Origin of the sequence: Natronomonas salinimetallica (assembly GCF_013839515.1) — an archaeon.
In the GTDB taxonomy this organism is placed as follows: Archaea; Halobacteriota; Halobacteria; order Halobacteriales; family Haloarculaceae; genus Natronomonas.
Genome location: NZ_JACDNQ010000004.1, coordinates 141,387 through 159,999 on the forward strand (window position 1 = coordinate 141,387; position 18,613 = coordinate 159,999).

Annotated in this window: 19 protein-coding genes; 14 read left to right on the forward strand and 5 right to left on the reverse strand. The window is 67.1% G+C overall.

The features are described 5' to 3' along the window. Nucleotides 1-28: 28 nt before the first annotated feature. Nucleotides 29-1,408 (reverse strand): phosphoglucosamine mutase, encoded by a 1,380-nt coding sequence (gene glmM, locus HZR14_RS04540; RefSeq protein ID WP_181691682.1) that lies wholly within the window; start codon nt 1,406-1,408, stop codon nt 29-31. A 301-nt stretch (nt 1,409-1,709) separates the two neighbouring features. On the opposite strand from glmM, the gene HZR14_RS04545 reads away from it, so the two are divergent. Together HZR14_RS04545 and HZR14_RS04550 are read left to right on the forward strand one after the other, a co-directional pair. After that, entirely contained in the window at nt 1,710-2,483 is a 774-nt protein-coding gene (locus tag HZR14_RS04545) for a helix-turn-helix transcriptional regulator (RefSeq protein WP_181691683.1), read from the forward strand. A 32-nt stretch (nt 2,484-2,515) separates the two neighbouring features. Next, nucleotides 2,516-3,292 carry an HVO_0234 family beta-propeller protein gene (locus HZR14_RS04550; RefSeq protein WP_181691684.1) on the forward strand — a complete coding sequence of 259 codons (777 nt, stop codon included), beginning with the start codon at nt 2,516-2,518 and terminating at the stop codon, nt 3,290-3,292. A gap of 63 nt (nt 3,293-3,355) precedes the next feature. Here HZR14_RS04550 and HZR14_RS04555 read toward each other — a convergent pair whose 3' ends face one another. Together HZR14_RS04555 and nreA are read right to left on the reverse strand one after the other, a co-directional pair. Further along, nucleotides 3,356-4,447, reverse strand: a complete 1,092-nt coding sequence (locus HZR14_RS04555; protein ID WP_181691685.1) for a DUF373 family protein — start codon at nt 4,445-4,447, stop codon at nt 3,356-3,358. An 82-nt stretch (nt 4,448-4,529) separates the two neighbouring features. After that, entirely contained in the window at nt 4,530-5,807 is a 1,278-nt protein-coding gene (gene nreA / locus HZR14_RS04560; protein ID WP_181691686.1) for a DNA repair protein NreA, read from the reverse strand. Nucleotides 5,808-5,955: 148 nt separating this feature from the next. Here nreA and rnhA point away from each other — a divergent pair, with 148 nt between their 5' ends. The 5 genes from rnhA (at nt 5,956) to HZR14_RS04585 (ending at nt 9,555) form a co-directional block, all read left to right on the forward strand. Beyond that, complete coding sequence (gene rnhA, locus HZR14_RS04565; RefSeq protein WP_181691687.1) at nt 5,956-6,546, forward strand: ribonuclease HI; 591 nt, start codon at nt 5,956-5,958, stop codon at nt 6,544-6,546. Continuing rightward, nucleotides 6,539-7,111, forward strand: coding sequence for a DUF7108 family protein (locus tag HZR14_RS04570; protein ID WP_181691688.1), 573 nt, complete (start codon nt 6,539-6,541; stop codon nt 7,109-7,111). The genes rnhA and HZR14_RS04570 overlap by 8 nt, the downstream gene beginning before the upstream one ends. 132 nt (nt 7,112-7,243) lie before the next feature. Beyond that, the gene (locus tag HZR14_RS04575) at nt 7,244-7,783 is read left to right on the forward strand and encodes an inorganic diphosphatase (RefSeq protein ID WP_181691689.1); all 540 of its coding nucleotides are present in this window, start codon (nt 7,244-7,246) and stop codon (nt 7,781-7,783) included. Nucleotides 7,784-7,969: 186 nt separating this feature from the next. After that, nucleotides 7,970-8,116 (forward strand): hypothetical protein, encoded by a 147-nt coding sequence (locus tag HZR14_RS04580; RefSeq protein ID WP_181691767.1) that lies wholly within the window; start codon nt 7,970-7,972, stop codon nt 8,114-8,116. A 104-nt stretch (nt 8,117-8,220) separates the two neighbouring features. Then, nucleotides 8,221-9,555, forward strand: coding sequence for an alkaline phosphatase family protein (locus HZR14_RS04585; RefSeq protein WP_181691690.1), 1,335 nt, complete (start codon nt 8,221-8,223; stop codon nt 9,553-9,555). 81 nt (nt 9,556-9,636) lie between these two features. Here HZR14_RS04585 and HZR14_RS04590 read toward each other — a convergent pair whose 3' ends face one another. Then, a complete protein-coding gene (locus HZR14_RS04590) occupies nt 9,637-10,671 on the reverse strand; it encodes a phosphate uptake regulator PhoU (protein ID WP_181691691.1) in 1,035 nt (344 codons plus the stop codon). 249 nt (nt 10,672-10,920) lie between these two features. Here HZR14_RS04590 and HZR14_RS04595 point away from each other — a divergent pair, with 249 nt between their 5' ends. Further along, nucleotides 10,921-11,277 (forward strand): DUF8062 family protein, encoded by a 357-nt coding sequence (locus HZR14_RS04595; RefSeq protein ID WP_181691692.1) that lies wholly within the window; start codon nt 10,921-10,923, stop codon nt 11,275-11,277. Nucleotides 11,278-11,340: 63 nt separating this feature from the next. Here the strand turns inward: HZR14_RS04595 and ilvD are convergent, their stop codons facing one another. After that, the gene (gene ilvD, locus HZR14_RS04600) at nt 11,341-13,098 is read right to left on the reverse strand and encodes a dihydroxy-acid dehydratase (protein WP_181691693.1); all 1,758 of its coding nucleotides are present in this window, start codon (nt 13,096-13,098) and stop codon (nt 11,341-11,343) included. 433 nt (nt 13,099-13,531) lie between these two features. Here ilvD and HZR14_RS04605 point away from each other — a divergent pair, with 433 nt between their 5' ends. From HZR14_RS04605 to HZR14_RS04630, 6 genes are all read left to right on the forward strand, one after another. After that, a complete protein-coding gene (locus tag HZR14_RS04605; protein ID WP_181691694.1) occupies nt 13,532-14,554 on the forward strand; it encodes a beta-ribofuranosylaminobenzene 5'-phosphate synthase family protein in 1,023 nt (340 codons plus the stop codon). Between the two features lie 33 nt (nt 14,555-14,587). Continuing rightward, nucleotides 14,588-15,424, forward strand: coding sequence for an RAD55 family ATPase (locus tag HZR14_RS04610; RefSeq protein WP_181691695.1), 837 nt, complete (start codon nt 14,588-14,590; stop codon nt 15,422-15,424). A gap of 119 nt (nt 15,425-15,543) precedes the next feature. After that, entirely contained in the window at nt 15,544-16,329 is a 786-nt protein-coding gene (locus HZR14_RS04615; protein ID WP_181691696.1) for a hypothetical protein, read from the forward strand. Beyond that, entirely contained in the window at nt 16,322-17,059 is a 738-nt protein-coding gene (locus HZR14_RS04620; RefSeq protein WP_181691697.1) for a DUF8135 domain-containing protein, read from the forward strand. Before HZR14_RS04615 ends, HZR14_RS04620 begins: the two co-directional genes overlap by 8 nt. A gap of 180 nt (nt 17,060-17,239) precedes the next feature. Then, on the forward strand, nt 17,240-17,563 hold the full coding sequence (locus HZR14_RS04625; protein ID WP_181691698.1) for a transcription factor S: 324 nt from the start codon (nt 17,240-17,242) through the stop codon (nt 17,561-17,563). 221 nt (nt 17,564-17,784) lie between these two features. Beyond that, entirely contained in the window at nt 17,785-18,612 is an 828-nt protein-coding gene (locus HZR14_RS04630) for an SDR family oxidoreductase (protein ID WP_181691699.1), read from the forward strand. The last annotated feature ends 1 nt before the right edge of the window (nt 18,613 follow it).

Below are 18,613 nucleotides of genomic sequence, written 5' to 3' on the forward strand. Positions count from 1 at the left end.
CCGGGGACCGACCGGAGACCGGCGTCGGCTACCGCCCCTCGGCCACCGCCTCGTAGACGCCGTCGAGCAGCGCCTCCGCGCGGCCGTCCTCGCGCGCCTCGGCGTAGAGCCGAACGAGCGGCTCGGTGCCGCTGGGCCGGACGAGTACCCATCCGTCGCCGTAATCGAGGCGGTAGCCATCGATGGTCCGCAACTCGGCGTCGGCCTCTCGAGCGTACGATTCGGCCGCCCCGAGCATCGCCTCGCGTTCGTCGGGGTCGTCGTACGTGAGGTTCCGACGGCGGGTGACGTAGCCGTCGTACTCGGCGGCGATTCGGCTCGCCGGCCGATCGACGAGGAGGTCGAGAAACCGCGCCGCCGTGTACGCCCCGTCGCGGGCGATCCGAACGTCGGGAAAGAGGACGCCCCCGTTGCCCTCGCCCGCGATCGGGACCGCCCGCCCGGCCCCGCGGAGCGCTCGGATCCGCGTGATGAGATAGGTACTCCCGATCGGAGTCAACTCCAGGCCGGCCCCCGCCGCCTCGACGACGTCGACGAGCCGCTGGGAGACGTTGACGGCCGAGACCGCGGTGTCGCCGCCGTCGAGTTCCGCGGCCGCCAGCGCGGCGAAGGAGGCCTCCCCGTCGACGTGGTTTCCGTCTTCGTCGACGAAGACGGCCCGGTCGGCGTCGCCGTCGTGGGCGATCCCCACGTCGGCGTCGCTCGCACGGACGAGCCGTCTGAGGTCCGCGAGGTTGTCGGCGACCGGCTCGGGCTCCCGTCCCGGGAAGTGGCCGTCCGGCTGTGCGTTGACGGTCACGACCCGACATCCCAGCTCGCGGAAGAACGCCGGGCTGGTGAGACAGCCGGCACCGTGGCCGGGATCGAGCGCAACGGTGAGCCCGCTCCCGGCGATCCGGTCGCGCCGCCCCTCGTCCTCGAGCGTCTCGAGGAGTTCACGGACGTAGCTCTCGCCCGCACCCTCGATCGACCGACTGTGCCCGACCGACGCGTAGCCGACGGTCCCGTCGCCGTCGCTTCCGTTCCCGTCCGAGAGCCGCCCTTCGATCCGCTCGAGCGTCGGCTTCGGGAGTTCGACTCCGTCGCTCCCGATCAGTTTGATCCCGTTGTACGACGCCGGGTTGTGGCTGGCGGTAATCACGACGACTGCGACCCCGTTGCGGTCGGCGTACGCCTGCGCTCCCGGCGTCGCGAGAACGCCGAGGCGATCGACGTCGACGCCGACCGAGGCGAGCGTTCCGGCCGCGACGTCGGCGAGCATTCGACCGGTGGTCCGCGTGTCGCGCGCGACCGCGACGGTATCGGCGTCCAGTACCGACCCGGCGGCCGAGACGATGCGACCGACGAACGCCGGCGTCAACCCCTCACCGACGACGCCACGCACCCCGCTCGATCCGAATACGTCCATGTTCGTCCTCTCCGGCGGAGCCGACAAATGGGTTCCGACGGCGATGCGGTCCGCGAACGGATTTCCTGCCGGCGTTGGCGGTTCGACCCCGGCCGAACGGTGATGGAGGACCCCGAGACGGCCGCGAGATCAGGGCCGGAGAACGGAGGGATACCGCGCCAGCGGGCGATTCGACGGACGGAGCCCGGATACTTCAGATTACACCCCACACGGCGTATCGCTCCCCGAACGCTGTTCGTCTTCTCGGATTCGTCTCGATAAGCGAAACATTCACTTCGGAGGGGTCGAAACAACCGGGAAAATGGATCGATCGGAGGGGTCCTCCCGCGACGTCGGCAGGGTCGTCGACCTCCTGTGTAAGCGCGCTCCGCTTTTGAGACTGCTCGCGGACGGCCCCCGCGACCAACGCGACCTCCGGGACGACCTCGGCGTCTCACGCTCGACGGTATATAAATCCCTCCAGGAACTCCGGGACGCCGGCCTCGTCGCCGACCGGAACGGTACCTACGCGCTCACCGGGTTCGGCCGACTCGCGTGGCGGCGCCACGACGACTACGTCGCGCGCCTCCGGCGGCTCGATACCGGACGCCGGCTTCTCGAGACCCTCCCGGCCGACTGGCGGTTTCCGCTGGCGCTCTTCGAACACGGACGGATCACGGTTCCCGGCCGACACGCCCCCGAGCGGCCGCTCGATCGGCTCTCGGAACTCGGCGAGGAGGCTGACCATCTCCGGTCGCTGTCCCCCTCGGGGATGCCGCGGCTTCTCGCCGACCTCCACGCCAACGTCGAGGCGGGCGAGCAGACGGCGACGGTCGTCGTCGAATCGGACGCGATGTCGCGGCTGCGGTCCGGATACGACCGCTTCGAGGTCGCCGCGGACGCAGACGGCCTGGAGATCCGCAGCGTCCGACACGAACTGCCCGTCGCCGTCGTCCTCTTCGACGAGGAAGGGATCGGGCTCTTCGGATACGAGGAGGGACTGCTCGTCGGGGCCGTCTTCAGCGCCGATCCGGACGCCTTCGCGTGGGGGGAGGCCGTCTTCGAGCGCGCCCTCGCACGCTCGGAAAAAACGTAAACGCTTTCGGCGTCGGAGCGGCGATAGAACCCATGAGCGACGAGGACATCAGTCTCACCGAAAAGCGCGTCTACGCCGGCGGCGACGACACGACGACGGCGTTCGTGGCCTCGGAGGTCGGCCTCGCCCGGGTTTCTCTCTCCGACGACATTGTCGGGGAGTTCTCGCTCGAACGGCGGGGGCGGACGACGGACGTCGCCGCCGGGGACGGACGGCTCGCGATCGGGACGCCCGAGGACGTCCTCGTCGGTACCGACGACGGGTTCGAGGAGACCGGCTTCGGGCCCGCCGCCGCCGTCGGCTACCACGACGGCCTGCTCGCTGCCGACGACGACCGTATCGCCCGCTACGACGGCGGGTGGCGGACACTCGCGGACGTCGAGGGAGTCAGATCGATCGACGGCGGGATGGTCGCCGCCGACGCCGGGATCCACCGGCTCGACGGAACCCACGTCGGCCTGGCCGGTGCCGCGGACGTCTCGACGGCCGACACGCCGCTCGCGGCGACCGACGACGGCCTGTACTACCTCGCCAACGGCTGGGTGCGTGCGCTCGAGGGGGCTTTTCGGACCGTCGCCGGCGACAGCGAGTGTGCCCACGCCGCGACGGCCGACGGCTTCTATGAACGCTCCGGGGACGGGTCCTGGACCCCAGTCGAGCTCCCGGTCGACGGCCCCGTCGTCGACGTCGCCTACGACGGCGGGGTCTACGCCGTGACGGCCGACGGGGTCTGTCTCGCGAACGTGGGGGACGGCTGGCGACACCGTTCGATCGGCCTCGCGGGCGTCGCCGGCATCGTCGTGGTGTGACCCTCGGAGTGTCCGCCCGATCACACGCCCCCTGTCCGTTTCGGGCCGGGGACGACCGAGCGGTCATCCGGCGAGCTCGGAGTCCTGCTCCCGCGGGTACCGCTGTTCGGCGACGGCGAACGCGAGCGTGCTCGCCAACCCGAGAAACGTCCCGGTCGTCAGCGTCACCGCGAGATACGACAGCTCGGCGAACGGGCGCGCGAGGACGAACGCGCTCACGCCGTGGAGGACGATCGCGATGGCGACCACGTAGAACGGGGCGTTGAGATACCGCCATCGGAAGCCGCCGGCGATGTACTCGTCGGTGATCCGACCCAGGGCGGCGACGACGCCCGCGGCGGCGGCCCACTGGACGGCCCCGTAGACGAACGCCGAGACGGCCTGGACCGGTTCGGGCTCGGCGTCGGTGAGCGTCCCGGCGGCGTCGAGGCCTCCGACGCTGCCGACGACGACGAGCGCCGCCGCCACGACGTACGTGATGAGTTGGACCCGTCCCGAAAAGAGGCCGACGCGGACCCGCTCTAGGGTCTCGTCGATCGTCTCTTCGAGTCCCAGCCCGCGGAAGAGGACGTACAGCCCCAAGAGCGCCGAGATGACACCGAGCGTCGATCCCGGCAGGCCGATCACCTCCGCGAGGATGGAGATCGGGTAGATCAAAAGCAGGATACCGAGCGGGATGAGGATCGTACCACGCGTCTCGGGGTCGGCGAGCACCTGCTTGAACGTGTAGTACATCGACTCGAGGTCTTGGGCTTGCCTGACGACGACCCGGCGAACGCCGTCGATCGGGACTCTGGACCGGATGACCGGTAGGACGCTCTCGTCCTGTGCGCCGTCCGTGACGACGATCGCCTTGACGTCCTCGCCGGTCGACAGCGACGCGAGGACGGTGTCGACCTCCTCACCGACCTTCCGGTTCGCCGAGACGTCGGCCTTTGCGGTCCCGGTGACGACGGCCACCTCGACGGACTCGTCGTCGATGCTGTCGTGGACGTGGACGCCCTGAAAACAGACGTTGACGTCGGAGTCCTCGGGGTCGGCGGTCGCGAGGGCGACGGCGGCCGCCTCGACGGCGTCCCGGCCGACGACCGGGGTCTCGAACCCGGTCTTCCGGCCGAGGTCGTCGTCGAGGTCGACACAGAGGATCAACAGCATCGCTCGTTGGAAGGCGTTTTGTGCGGTGGGGTAAGTCTCTTCTCCCCGTCGGCGTGCGGTCGGTCGGCGAAGCGGTCCGCTGTCACGGCCCGACCCCGCCGCCGAACGCCGAGAGGTCGCTTTGGATCCCGGCGGCGAGCGTCGACGTTCGGCGGAGCGTCGACATCGAGACCGGCAGCCGCGGGACGAGTTCCCGGACCGCACCGTGGAAGCTCTCGGCGACGGCCGCCTCGCCGTCGACCGCATCGCGTATCGATTCGCGGATCTGCCAGACGCCGACGGGGGCCCAATAGCCCTCGGTCGCGTGTCGGATGACGAACACCTTCGCCTGCCGGTCGCGCTCGGCGAGCGCCTCGAGGACGCCGAGTCGGGCGGCGTAGTAGGCCCCGGAGGTCTCCTCGACGTACTCCGTCCGCCCCTCGTACCCCTCGCTGTCGGCGGCCGTATACAGCCGGCCGTTCGGGTCGGGGTTCCAGATGCTGCCCGGCGCTTTCAATTCGAGAAGCTCGAACTCCCACTCGCCGGGGGCGGCGACGACCCAGTACTCGTTGCCCATGTACTCGGTGTGCCACACGAGCGTCCGGTCGATCGTGGGGGCGTTCCGGATCGTTCCGTGGAGGTACTGCCCGATCGTGTCGTCGACGGCGGTGATCGACCACCGGGTCGGGACGAGCCGTCTGTTTTCGCCCCGTCCGAGCGCGCCGACCGAGAGCACGTTGTTGATCTCGTAGACGTCGAGCCCCCGGCGATAGAGGTAGGTCATCGCGCCCGTCGCCCGCCAGTCGTCGTCCGAGAGCGTCTTCTCGATCGCCCGCGGAACAGAGGGGTTCTCGGTCACGCGGGCGGTATCCGCGCCGACGCGAGGGCCGCGGGGCGCGGCGATGTCCTCCAGGGAGCCGTCGAGCGCGAACCCGGGACGGTCCTCGAGGCCGAGTTCGACGTCGACCGGGCGGTCGGCGATGGCGACCTCCCGTTGGGTGCCGACGAAGCCATCCCAGACGTCGTGGACGTCGACGTTCGAGCGCCGCGTGGAGTTCAACAGGCCGGTTCGGCGCTCGAAGACGTCGTCGATGCCGTACCCCTTCTCGTACCACGTGCCCGTCGTGGCGTAGTCGGCGGCGTCGTCCTCGTCGCCGACGGGGGCGAGGAGGCCGGCCGAGACCCGCGGGTAACTCGACCGCCCGACGAACACGGAGGGTGCCGTCGAACCGACGAGCGTCTCCCCCGAGAGCGTTTCGTCGAAACGGGTCCTGGCGTCGTCGATGTACTCGGTAACGGCGTAGGACTTCTCCTCGGCGAGCCTCCGGAGTTCGACCGACTCGTCGCGGTCGAGGTCGTCGACGTACTCGTCGAGGCGCATACCCGCCGTTCGGGGTCGGCGTTGAAATGTCATTCGGGCGGGGCGGCCGTCGGCCGGGGGACGGCGATCCGCCGCCGCCGTCGTTTCGCCGCCGACGCGGTCGGCTCCGACCGGAATCCCTATCCTCGCCCGTCCGGGAGCCGAACGTATGCCGGTTATCGACTGCGACCCCGACCGCGCCAGGGAGCGTCTGGAGTCCGAGGGCGTCGAGATTCGCCCCGGGAACACCGACCACGAGCTGTGGCGGGCCGACCGCGAGGGCGCGACGGCGGTCGCCTACGAGGATTCGATCGTCGTCCAGGGGAGCGACCCCGCCCGACTCGCCGGAATCATCGAGGACGGCGGCGGACGCGCCCACGTCTACTTCGACGGTGCCTGTCGCGGCAACCCCGGTCCGGCCGCCATCGGGTGGGTGATCGTCACCGACGACGGAATCGTCGCGGAGGGATCCGAGCGGATCGGCCGCGCGACGAACAACCAGGCCGAGTACGAAGCGCTGCTCGGCGCGCTCGAAGCCGCCGTCGAGTACGGCTTCGACGAACTCGTCATCAAAGGAGACTCACAGCTCATCGTCAAGCAGGTCCGCGGTGAGTGGGACGCGAACGATCCGACGCTGCGCGAAAAGCGGGTCCGTGTCCGGGAGCTGTTGCGCTACGCCGAGGAGTGGACTCTCGATCACGTTCCGCGAGAAATAAACGATCGCGCCGACGAACTGGCAAACGAGGCACTCGATGGTTGACGAGACCCCACACCCGGATGACGAGTCACCCCTCCCCGACGACGTGCTCGACCGCGCGGAGACGCTGACGCGGCGGATACGGGACGCGGTCGACGGGAACGAACGGTCGGCGTATCGACGCGAGCGCGCGGACCTGCTCGATGCCCACGGCTACGACGTACGGGTCCGGGAGGGCGAAACCGGCGAGACGCTCGTGTTACACCCCGCCGAGTGGGTCGAGGACGGAACGATACGGATGGACCGGGTCGACGACACCGACCGCGCGGTCGAACGGCCGCTTTCGGGTCCCGGATCCGGCGCGGACTGGGCCGAAATCGACGAGCACAATCGCGCGATCGCGGCCCGCGTCCGGGAGCGACACGGCGAGGTCCACGGCGAGACCGCCGAGGCGTTCGCGGATTTCATGAGCAACCACTACGCGAAGCCGATCGAGCGTGCGACCCCGGCCGAGCGCGAGGAGTTCCGCACCGAATATTTCCGGCGGAACGCATGGCCGACCGACGAACAGCGCGACCGGCTCGCGGAGTCGGTCCGGCTGACCATCGGCGTGGCCGAGGACGCCTGATCCGAGACCGCCGAGGACGCTTCGTCCAGGACGGCCGAGGACGCTTCGTCCAGAACCGCCGAGGACGCTTCGTCCAGGACGGCCGCGGTCGATGTCGAAAGCTCTTTGCGACCCTCGGGCACAACCTCGAATATGGCTGGAGCCAACCTCTGGGAAGACCTCGAAACGGGTCCGAACGCGCCCGAAGAGATCTACGCGGTCGTCGAGTGTCTCAAGGGTAAGCGGAACAAATACGAGTACGACAAGGACATCCCGGGCGTCGTCTTGGACCGGGTGCTACACTCGAACGTCCATTACCCCTCCGACTACGGGTTCATCCCGCAGTCGTACTACGACGACGAGGATCCCTTCGATGTGCTCGTGTTGGTCGAGGATCGGACGTTCCCCGGCTGTGTGATCGAGGCCCGCCCGGTCGCGCTGATGAAGATGGACGACGACGGCGAGCAAGACGACAAGGTCATCGCCGTCCCCACCGAGGACCCCCGCTATGACCACATCGAGGACCTCGGCGACGTCCCCCAACAGCAACTCGACGAGATCGACGAGTTCTTCAAGACGTATAAAAACCTCGAGGCGGGCAAGGAGGTCGAAACGCAGGGCTGGGAGGACAAACAGGCGGCGATGGACGCGATCGAGCACGCACAGGACCTCTACGAGGAACATTTCGAGTGATACAACGGCCGCCGGCGACGGCCCCCGGGTCAGCGGTCGTCCGGCGTGATTACCATCGGTCATCGAACGACCCCTCTGCAGTCGGGTGATTTACCGAATCGTATTACCTTCAAGAATACCGGCAGTCGGTCCGGATTCGTTATGATTATGGGTTGATATATACGTCCGAGTCCCCTATCACCGTGTATGCGCACCGACGATACCGACGGTACCGGCGACATCGACGGTACCGGCGACGCCGACGACGTCGGCCGCCTCGGTCTCCGACATCCGACGGTCGTCCCGGAGAACTTCGAGCCGTCCGGGGCCGACGCCGCCCCGGACGAGGGGTAGGTCGCTCGCGTCCGGTCGGCGTCTCGCTTGCCGGTTTCGGCGACCCCTGTCGTCTTTGTCCGTCGAAACGAAACTTCTTGTAGCCGCCTCTCTCAAAACGAGGCATGGGACTGTTCGATCGGCTTCGTGGCGGGGGCGGACCGCGAGTCGCTTTCTTCGGCATCGACGGCGTACCGTATTCGCTGATCGCCGACAACGAGGGGACGTTCGAGAACCTCCATGCGTTCGGATCGGGCGGCGAAATCGACTCGATCGTACCGCCCGAATCGAGCGCGTGTTGGCCGGCCCTGACGACGGGAGTCAACCCGGGGACGACCGGGGTGTATGGTTTTCAGGACCGCGAGGTCGACAGCTACGAGACGTACGTCCCGATGGGACAGGACGTCCAGGCGACGCGGCTGTGGTCGCGCGTCGACGACGCGGGCGGGGAGGCAACGGTGATGAACGTCCCCGTCACGTTCCCGCCGGATCGGGACGTCCAGCGAATGGTCAGCGGCTTCCTCTCGCCGGGCGTCGAAAAGGCCGCCTACCCCGACGAGCTCCGCGAGACGCTCGAAGCGCTCGAGTACAAGATTGACGTCAACGCGAAACTCGGACACAAAGACGACAAAGAGGCGTTCATCGAGGACGCCCACCGGACGCTCGACGCCCGCTTCGAGGCGTTCAAACACTACCTCGAGGGGGACGACTGGGACCTGTTTTTCGGCGTCTTCATGACGACCGACCGGGTGAATCACTTCCTGTTCAAAGACTACGCACAGGACGGCGAGTACAAAGCGGAGTTCATCGAGTTCTACGCGAAACTCGACCGGTATCTCGGGGAGCTACGCGGGATGCTGGACGAAAAGACGACGATGGTCGTCGCCTCCGACCACGGGTTCACCTCGCTCGACCACGAGGTCAAATGCAACGTCTGGCTGGAGAACAACGGGTGGCTCTCCTTCGAGGACGACGACCACGACAGCCTCGGCGACATCGCCGACGATACTCGGGCGTACTCGCTCATTCCCGGGCGTTTCTATATCAACCTCGAGGGCCGCGAACCCCGCGGGTCGGTCCCCGAAGACGAGTACGAGGCAGTTCGAAAGGAGCTCAAAGCCGACCTGGAGGCGCTCGAAGGCCCCGACGGACGTCCCGTCGCCGACCGTATCGTGACCAAAGAGGACGCCTTCCGCGGCGAGCACGACGAGATCGCTCCCGACCTCGTCGTCATCCCGAACGACGGGTTCGACCTCAAATCCGGCTTCCGCGGCGGCGAGTCGGTGTTCGACGTCGGGCCACGGAACGGGATGCACAGCTTCGAGAACGCCTGCCTGTTCGTCGACGACGCCGATGCGACGGTCGAGGACGCCGACCTCTACGATATCGCACCCACGATACTCGACCTCCTCGATATCGGGATCGACCGCGGCGAGTTCGACGGCGCGTCGCTACTGTGAACGGGTCGCGCGGGGAATTCACGGTCGCGTGGGGGATTCACGATCGCGCGGTAAGTTCGTCGCTTTGGCCCCGAGCGTCCGTCACTTGATCGTGACGTGGCCGCTGTCTTTGTTCAACGCGAGGTTTGTCGCTATCTCGGCGTTTCGGGCCGCATACTGGGCGGTCTGGCCGAGGCTGACGAGAACCTCGCGTACGCGGAGCAGATCCTCGTTGGGCATCTCCTCTAGGTCATCGAGGATCTCGATCTCGCGGTTCCGGATCTCCGCAAAGAGGTTGCGGGTCTCGATGGCCATGTCGTAATCGCGGTTGACCGCGGCCTGGACGCCGAGTTCGGTGATCTCGTTGACCTGATCGGTGAACTCCCGAATGCGCCGCATCGCCCCGCTGTCGACGTTCAGGGTGTGGCCCTCGGTCTCGAGGACGATCTCGGCGATGTCCTCGGCGTTGTCGGCGGTCAATTCGAGGTTCTTCGCGATCGAGCGGTAGCCGATGAGCGGAAAGCCCGAATCGAGGCCGACCGACCGTGCCAGGTTCGGGTTTTGATAGGCGGTGAAAATGAGCCGCAACAGGAGGACGAAGATCTTGTTCGCCTGCCGTTCGCGGTTCAACGCCCGCTGTGCGAGGTCGGGATTGCCGTGGGCGAGCGCTTTGATTCCCTCGTTTCGCATGGTCGAACCGGTCGATTCGAGCCGTTCGAGGAGGTTATCGAGCGTGAAGTCCTCGGGATCGACGGAACACCGGATTGCGATCCGTTCGGGCGTCTCCTCTATGACGCCGAGCCCCATCAGCTGGGTTTCGGCGTTGTAGACCGCGTTGATCTGTGCGGAATCGAGCGTGCCGCCGCTCCCGACCTCGACGTGGATGATCCGGCGTCCGAGCACGTACTGGGCGACGATCGCGCGTTCGACGGAGTCGGCATCGAGGTTCTGTGCGTGGATGACCGCCTCGCTTTCTTCTTTTTGAACGGACTCGGGTAGGACGGTCAGCGTTCCCTTGCTGCCCATCCGAAGCGACACCTCATCGCCCTTCTCGACGTTTTGATCGCTGGCCCACTCCGCGGGCAGCGTCATCGCGAGCGTCGAGGGTCCCAGCCGTTGTACCTTGCGTGTCTCCATATTACTTCAATCGTTGTGCGAGGACTTAATATTCACTATATATACACTATTATTCGCGCACGCTCTTATACAATACCGAAGACCCCCCGGCTGATTGCGAGGACGGCCCCTCGATCGGCCCCCGAAATCGGGCGTCCGTCCCCGACGAACACCGGGGTCGGGGCTCGGACGCCGAGGGGACTCCCGGAACCGGGATCGGTCTCGGTTCGCTCCCGTGCGATTATATACGTTCCCGACGAAGGTGGGGGCGTGTCAGACCAGTTCGATGGCGGCCCGCTCGAACCCGACGATATCGACGATACGCCGACGGTGACCTGCAGTCGCTGCGACGGCGAGTGGGACCTCGGCTACGAACTCGACACCCTACGCGTCGGAAACCGAGCGCTCGAACGGTTTGCCTTGGACCACAAACGCCACACCGGCCACTTTCCCGACGACGTTCAGCCCTGGCGTGTGGCCTGCGAGGCGTGTCCGGACGCCGACGAATTTTTGACCGAGCGGCCTGCCCGCCGCTGGGCGGAGACCCACGCCCGCCACACCGGCCACGACGTATCGCTCGGCCACGCCGATGGCGGCTCGACGACGATCGAAGCGGAACCACGGTGACTGGACGCCGATGTCGTCCCGTGGCGGCTCGGACTCTGCGTCCGCCCATCGTCGGATCCGCGCTCACTCGTCGCGTCTGACGCCGGGGTTCGTGACCGCGCCGTTGGCGGCGGAGCCGAACGCGTCGCCGTACTTTCTGAGCACGCCGCCGTCGTAGGCGGGGTCGGGCTGTTCCCACGCGTCGAGGCGGGCTTGGAGTTCCGCCTCGGAGAGGTCGACGTCGAGGGTTCGCTCGGGGATATCGACGGTGATGTGGTCGCCGTCCTCGAGGGCGGCGATCGGACCGCCGACGAACGCCTCGGGGGCGACGTGGCCGATCATCGGACCGCGGGTACCGCCCGAGAAGCGGCCGTCGGTGAGCAACGCCACGTCGTCCTCGTGGCCGGCACCGACGACGGCCGCGGTGACGCCGAGCATCTCGCGCATCCCGGGACCGCCTCTCGGCCCCTCGTTGCGGATGATGATCACGTCGCCGGACTCGATTTCGTCCTCCTGGACGTAGGCCATCGCGTCCTCCTCGTTCTCGAAGATCCGTGCGGGGCCTTCGTGGTAGAACTCGTCGTCACCGGTCACCTTGAGCACGGCACCCTCCGGTGCGAGGTTCCCCTCGAGGATCTTGATCGCGCCCTCCTCCTGTTTTGGCTCGTCGATCGTATAGAGGAAGTCCGCCTCGATCTCGTCGTCCGTGGGGAGGGCGTGTTCCTCCTCGAGGAATTCGAGCTCCTCCGCGATCGTCCGGCCGGTGACCGTCATGGCGTCGCCGTGGAACAGCCCCGCGTCGAGCAGTCGCCGGATGACGACCGGGACGCCGCCGATCTCGTGGAGGTCGTTCATCACGCGGTCGCCGCCGGGCTGGAGGTCGGCGATCTTCGGCGTCCGCTGGGAGACCCTGTCGAACTCCCCGATCGAGAGATCGACGCCCGCCTCGGCGGCGAGCGCGAGCAGGTGCAACACGCCGTTCGTCGAGCCGCCGATCGCGGTCTGGAGGGCGATGGCGTTCTCGAAGGACTTCTTCGAGACGATATCGGAGGGGCGTCGGTCGGCCTCGACGACCTCGACGGCGAGTTCGCCGGCACGGCGCGCGACCGCGTAGCGCTCGTGGTCCTCGGCTGGGGGAGAGGCGCTCCCCAGCGGCGCGAGCCCGAGCGCCTCGGCGATGGATGCCATCGTGTTCGCGGTGAACATCCCGCCACAGGAGCCGGCACCCGGACAGGCGTTGCGTTCGAGATCGTCGAGCTCGTCGCCGCTCATGTCGCCTTGGGCGTAGGCACCGACGCCCTCGAAGACCTGGACGATCGTCACGTCGCGGCCCTCGTGTTCGCCGGGCATGATCGACCCGCCGTAGAGGAACACGGAGGGGAGATCGGTCCGGATCGAAGCCATCATCATGCCGGGGAGGTTCTTGTCACAGCCGGCGACGGTCACGAGGGCGTCCATTCGCTCACCGAAGGAGACCAACTCGACGGAGTCGGCGATGACTTCCCGGGAGATGAGGCTGGCTTTCATCCCCTCGGTCCCCATCGAGATGGCGTCGGAGATGGTGATGGTACCGAACTCGATCGGCATCCCGCCGGCTTCGTCGATCCCCTCGATCGCCGAGTCGGCCACGTCGTCGAGGTGGACGTTACAGGGCGTGATGTCCGCGGCGGGGTTCGGGACCCCGATGATCGGCGAGGAGAAGTCCTCGTCGTCGAAGCCCATCGCACGGAACATCGCCCGGTGGGGGGCGCGGTCGGGCCCCTCGGTCACGTCGCGGCTCCGGAGATCCTCGTCCTTCTCGTAGTCGCCAGGCTCTCGCTCGGACGGTGTCTGCTGGCTCATACCGGTGCGTGGCAGCCCACCGACTTAACCATCCGCATCTCGCTCCCGTCCGCCGGGCGAGGACGCCGTCCGCCCACCGTTATATGTCGTATGGTTACATACTACTAGGGATATTAGGGTTTGAATTAATACCTTCCAAACTCTTCCGCAATATATGCGCCCGAAGACGACAATAAAAACAATAGAATTGTACGAGTGTCCGAAATGTGGGGACCGTCCCGAGACCGACGTGACCGGGCGGTGTGTCGCGTGCGGCGAGGAACTGATACATCTGGGCCGTGCTCGGGACCTGTGACGGCTGCGGCCTTTGCGGTGCTCGATGTCGGGCCACGGGCTCCGTATCGAGCCCCCCACGGCGGGTGACCGACAGCGAACGTGACGAGAAATCCCCGCTGTCGAAACCCACAACAGCCCACTCGTCGTACGGCGGGTAATGCGCGTCCGCGTCGACGTCGGTGGCAGACTGCACGTCGGCTTCCAGAACCTCTCGTTGGCACACGAGCGTCTCTACGGTGGGGTCGGCATCGCGCTCGATTCCCCGCGGGTCGTAGTGGAGGCCGAACCGGCCGATCGGATCGTCGTGACGGCCAAACGCGCCGGTACCGCCCCCCCGGCCGATCGGCACACCCGCGACGTCGGCCTCGTCGAAACGTACGCAGAGCGAAGTTGTGCGCTGTTCGGCGTCGACGGCGTCGCTGTCGATGTCATCGAGACGCTGCCCCGACACATCGGGTTGGGAAGCGGTACCCAGACTGCGCTCGCGACGCTCGCCGCCGTCGGGCGGGCATACGGCCGGTCGCCGGACGTCCGAGCGCTCGCCCCCTCGCTCAACCGCGGTGGCCGAAGCGGCGTCGGCGTCGGTACCTTCGAGTCGGGCGGGTTCGTCGTCGACGCCGGGCATCCGACCGAACGGTTCACGACCGCTCCGCCGGACCCCGGCGAGTGGAGCGTCCCGGCGGTCACCGCCCGCCACGACCTTCCCCCGGCGTGGCGGTTTCTGGTCGTTCTGCCCGACGCCGAGGCCGGACGAAGCGGCGAGGGCGAAGACGAGAGCATGCGCAGCGTCGTCGAGACCGCCGACCCGTCGGTGGCCGATTCGCTCGCGGCGCTTTTGACGCGCCGGCTCCTCCCGGCCGTCGCGGAGGGGCGTCTCGAGGCGTTCGGGGATGCGGTCGGCGAGTTCGGCCGTCTCAACGGCGCGTGGTACGCCGACGAACAGGGCGGGGTGTACCGGCCGCCGGCGGGGCGGCTCATCGACGAACTGGCGGACTCACACGCCGTTCGGGGTATCGGCCAGTCATCGTGGGGGCCTGCGGTGTACGGTGTCACGGACGCCTCGCTGGCCGAGGAGGCGCACACCGCGGCCGAGGCCGCCCTCACGGCGACCGGGGTCGGCGGCGAGGTCCGAGCCGTCACCCCCCGGAACGGGGGCGCACGGATCACGCGGCTCCGGTAACCGTTTTAACCCTACCGCCGCCGATGTACACGCATGGATCGCATCCCCTTCGGGATCCGGCGGCTGGACACGACCATCGGCGGCGGGGCACCGTCGGGAAGCGTCGTGTTGCTCTCCGGGGAGGCCGGAGCCGGAGCCCGGGAGTTCGTCTATACCGCCGCGTTGATGAACGGGCTCGTCGAGAGCGATCCCGATCTCTTCGAGTTGTATTACGGTACTCTCCCCGACGGGACGAACCCGCCACCCGAAGTGCATTACGTCTCCTTTACCTCCCGGAAGCGACAACTCCGCCGGGAGATGTCGCTCGCGATGGACGAGGACATCGTGGACGCGGCCATCGGCTCGATCACGTTTCACGACCTCTCGAACGAGTACTTTCGTCTCAGCCCCGTTCCACGCGAGTGGTACACAGGGGAGACGAGCCGGATCTCGGACCTCGGCGAGGACCAGGCCCGGACGACCGTCCCCGAGGCTCTCGGCGACACGCTGACCGACCACGCCCCCGGAAACCTCGTCGTCATCGACTCGATCGCGGACCTCATCGACGCGCCGACCGACGACCTCGAATGGGACGACGTCCCGGTCCTCTTGAAAGGGATTTCCAGGGTCGCGTTCGGATGGGGCGGAATGGTGTTGGTCCACGTCAACCGCGAGTCCCTCGACGACGCCCGGCACGGACAGTTGGTAGACGCCGCCGACGGCACCCTGCTGTTTAGATGGGAGAGCGGCGGATCGACGCGGGACCGGACGATGGTCGTCAAACAGTTCCGGGGAGTGCTCTCGCGGATCGAAGACGAGGACATCGTTCAATTCGAGACCGAAATCGGCGAGTCCGGCTTCGACATCAGCGACGTCCGGAAGATCCGGTGAGACGGACCCTCTCACACCGTCGAGCGCCCGGCCCGGGTTCGGCAATCGCCGGCATACGACGTCAACAGTCCGTATAACCGACCAAATGCTTAAACCTGCGCTGGACGTAGTATGCCGTAATGGCTACCGAGTCGGCCGCTGATCCGGAACTATCAGTAACGCTCCCTCCGTCGTTGTCCGAGTGGCTCGAGGAGCGGGCGGCGACGCTCGGGATGGACCGCGACGCGCTGTTGGCACACTTACTCGAGACACATCGGTCGGCGGCCGACCTCGACGAGAACTGGCTCGATACCGTGGACGAACGGATCGAGAGCATCGACGCTCGCACCCGAAAGACCGAACAGCGGGTCGGTGACGTCGAGACGGAACTCGCGGACAACGTCGAGGACATCCGCGAGCGCGTCCTCCAGTTGCGGGACGCGATCGAGGGCCGAGCACCGGCGGATCACTCCCACGAGGAGTTCCGGATGCTGACCGACCGCCTCGATGACGTCTCGGCGGAACTCGACGTGGTCGAAGACTCGATCGAACGGTTCGACGAGGAGTTCGGCTCCACCCACGAGCGCTTAGAAACCGCCGAAGACAGACTCGATCGGCTTGCCCGCGCCGTCGTCGCCCGCAAGCGCCGCGACGAGGCCGACGCCGAGGCCGACGCCGATCTGGGCGAGATCCGGCGTGCCGCCAACCGGAGTGGGGCCCTCGAAGCGAACTGCGACGGCTGTGGCGAGGCGGTCCGGATCGGACTGCTATCCGATGCCACCTGTCCGCACTGTGAGCGCCGGCTCTACGGCCTCGAGGAGCCGACGTCGGTGCTCCGGTGGTTCAGACAGCCGACGCTTCTCACCGAAGAAGGTACCGACGACGGCCCGGACGCCGAACCGAGGGACGAAGACGGCGATGAGTGAGGAAGAGGATTCCGCCGACGATCCCTTTGCGGAGTTGGACGATGAGGATTCCGCCGACGATCCCTTTGTGGAGTTAGAGGGGGAGAACGCCGACGATCCCTTTGCGGAGTTGGACGATGAGGATTCCGCCGACGATCCCTTTGCGGAGTTGGACGATGAGGATTCCGCCGACGATCCCTTTGCGGAGTTAGAGGGGGAGAACGCCGTTACATCTACCGGCGTGGACGACACCGACCGCCGGGATGATACGTCAATCGGGACGGACAGCCCCGACGTTTCTGATAGCCCCGACGTTTCTGATAGCCCCGACGTTTCTGACAACCCCGACGTTTCTGACAACCCCGACGTTTCTGACAACCCCGACGTTTCTGACAACCCGTTTACGGAGCTGGATGCTTCCGATCCGTCCAGTGCGGAGGTCGAGGACTTCTTCGAGGAGATGGAGCCCGCGAATATCGACGAGGAATCGCTCTGGGACGCGGTCCTCGAAGGCTCGTCCGAGGCCGAACCGGAACCGGAACCGAACGCGGACGACGGGGCCGACGCCGTCGTCCCGACGGAACAGTACTGTAAGAAGTGTGAATACTTCGCCGAACCTCCCGAGACCGCCTGCACGAATTCGGGCACCGAAATCGTCGAGTTGGTCGGTACCGACCGGTTTCGGCTGCAGAACTGCCCCGTCGTCGCGGAACGCCAGCGTGCGAAGACGGTGTTTCCCGACGAGACCTGACGAGACCTGACGAGACCAGACTGACGGCGTATTCGGGACCGACGGACGGCGTATTCGGGACCGACGGACGGCGTACCGGTCGCCGCGCGTACGGTTCGGCCTGGTCCCCCCGTTCGGCCGAATCCCACCGCCGCTCCACCGAGTCCGTGAGCTTTTATTTCCGAGGGTCCTTTTTTCCCCATGCAGTTCTGTGACGAGTGCGGCTCGTTGATGCACGCCGACGACGGCGAGATGGTCTGTTCGTCCTGCGGCGTCCGGCAACGGAAGGACGAGGCCCGCGCCGAGTCCTTCGTCAGCACCGAAGCCCAGACGGACGGCGACGTCATCGAGTCCTCGCCGGACGCTGACTTCGAGGGAAAACCGACGTCTGACGACGTAATCTGTGAGGAGTGTGGCCACGACACGGCGTGGTATACGATCAAGCAGACGGGGGCCGCCGACGAACCGCCGACGCGGTTTTTCAAGTGCCAGGAGTGTGGCCACCGCTGGCGGGAGTACAGCTAACGGCAACAGGAGGCCCGGTGCGGCCTTCTCACGGGGCGCAGGCCCGTTCGGATGGCCAGCGGGGTCGCTGCTCGCGGCGGTGGCGCTCGCTTGTTCCGAGCCTTCCCTTCAGTCAGGCTCGCCGATCCCACACGACGTGAAAGCGGGGCCTCCGTCTCGGAAGACGGTGATCGTGGCCCCGACACATCAACGGTTAACTACCGTCCCCCCGAGCGACCCGTATGAGCAATCGGACGGTACTGATCACGGGCTGTTCGTCCGGCATCGGCCGGGCGGCCGCCTACGCGTTCGTAGACGAGGAGTGGCGGGTGTACGCGACCGCGCGCAATCCAGCCGACATCCAGACGCTCGGCGATGCCGGCTGCGACATCGGCACCATCGACGTTCGCAACGACGAGGACGTCCAACGGGTCGTCGACCGGATCATCGACGAGGCGGGCCGCCTCGACGCCGTCGTCAACAACGCCGGCTACGGCCAGCACGGCCCGATCGAGGACATCGACGCCGACAGCCTCGAACGGCAGTTCGACGTGAACGTCTTCGGACCCCACCGGCTCGTCCGCGCGGCGCTGCCGCACATGCGTGAGCGAGCGGACGGGACGATCGTCAACGTCTCCTCGCTCGCCGGCCGGATCGCCGCACCGGGGATGGGGCCGTACTCGGCGTCGAAACACGCGATCGAAGGCTACAGTGACTCGCTTCGGCGCGAACTCGACCCGTTCGGGGTCGACGTCGCCGTCGTCCAACCCGGTCCCGTCGAGACGGGATTCCGCGACCGGGTCGAGGACGAGCTGGGGCGGCTCGACCGAACCGACGCCTACGGGGACCTCTACGCGTTCCAGGAGGACGCGACCCTGCTCGGCGGTGAGAGCCCGATCGCGGTCCATCCCGCCGAAGTCGCCGAGGCGATCGTCGAGGCGGCGGTTTCGACCGATCCCGAGCCGCGGTACGTTGTCGGCCGCGCCGCACAGTTGCTCGCGTACGCGAACTACTTGCCCGACCGGGTCACGGACCACCTATTCGGTGCGATCCGACGGCTTAGCTCCTGAT

Bases quoted from the DNA above. Each gene is read 5' to 3' on its own strand.
- nreA (WP_181691686.1), bottom strand. From the start codon at position 5,807: ATGCGCCTCGACGAGTACGTCGACGACCTCGACCGCGACGAGTCGGTC.
- HZR14_RS04605 (WP_181691694.1), top strand. From the start codon at position 13,532: ATGCGCGTCCGCGTCGACGTCGGTGGCAGACTGCACGTCGGCTTCCAG.
- rnhA (WP_181691687.1), top strand. From the start codon at position 5,956: ATGCCGGTTATCGACTGCGACCCCGACCGCGCCAGGGAGCGTCTGGAG.
- HZR14_RS04580 (WP_181691767.1), top strand. From the start codon at position 7,970: ATGCGCACCGACGATACCGACGGTACCGGCGACATCGACGGTACCGGC.
- HZR14_RS04615 (WP_181691696.1), top strand. From the start codon at position 15,544: ATGGCTACCGAGTCGGCCGCTGATCCGGAACTATCAGTAACGCTCCCT.
- HZR14_RS04575 (WP_181691689.1), top strand. From the start codon at position 7,244: ATGGCTGGAGCCAACCTCTGGGAAGACCTCGAAACGGGTCCGAACGCG.
- HZR14_RS04610 (WP_181691695.1), top strand. From the start codon at position 14,588: ATGGATCGCATCCCCTTCGGGATCCGGCGGCTGGACACGACCATCGGC.
- HZR14_RS04620 (WP_181691697.1), top strand. From the start codon at position 16,322: ATGAGTGAGGAAGAGGATTCCGCCGACGATCCCTTTGCGGAGTTGGAC.
- HZR14_RS04570 (WP_181691688.1), top strand. From the start codon at position 6,539: ATGGTTGACGAGACCCCACACCCGGATGACGAGTCACCCCTCCCCGAC.
- HZR14_RS04555 (WP_181691685.1), bottom strand. From the start codon at position 4,447: ATGCTGTTGATCCTCTGTGTCGACCTCGACGACGACCTCGGCCGGAAG.
- glmM (WP_181691682.1), bottom strand. From the start codon at position 1,408: ATGGACGTATTCGGATCGAGCGGGGTGCGTGGCGTCGTCGGTGAGGGG.
- HZR14_RS04585 (WP_181691690.1), top strand. From the start codon at position 8,221: ATGGGACTGTTCGATCGGCTTCGTGGCGGGGGCGGACCGCGAGTCGCT.
- HZR14_RS04590 (WP_181691691.1), bottom strand. From the start codon at position 10,671: ATGGAGACACGCAAGGTACAACGGCTGGGACCCTCGACGCTCGCGATG.
- HZR14_RS04550 (WP_181691684.1), top strand. From the start codon at position 2,516: ATGAGCGACGAGGACATCAGTCTCACCGAAAAGCGCGTCTACGCCGGC.
- HZR14_RS04545 (WP_181691683.1), top strand. From the start codon at position 1,710: ATGGATCGATCGGAGGGGTCCTCCCGCGACGTCGGCAGGGTCGTCGAC.
- HZR14_RS04625 (WP_181691698.1), top strand. From the start codon at position 17,240: ATGCAGTTCTGTGACGAGTGCGGCTCGTTGATGCACGCCGACGACGGC.
- ilvD (WP_181691693.1), bottom strand. From the start codon at position 13,098: ATGAGCCAGCAGACACCGTCCGAGCGAGAGCCTGGCGACTACGAGAAG.
- HZR14_RS04630 (WP_181691699.1), top strand. From the start codon at position 17,785: ATGAGCAATCGGACGGTACTGATCACGGGCTGTTCGTCCGGCATCGGC.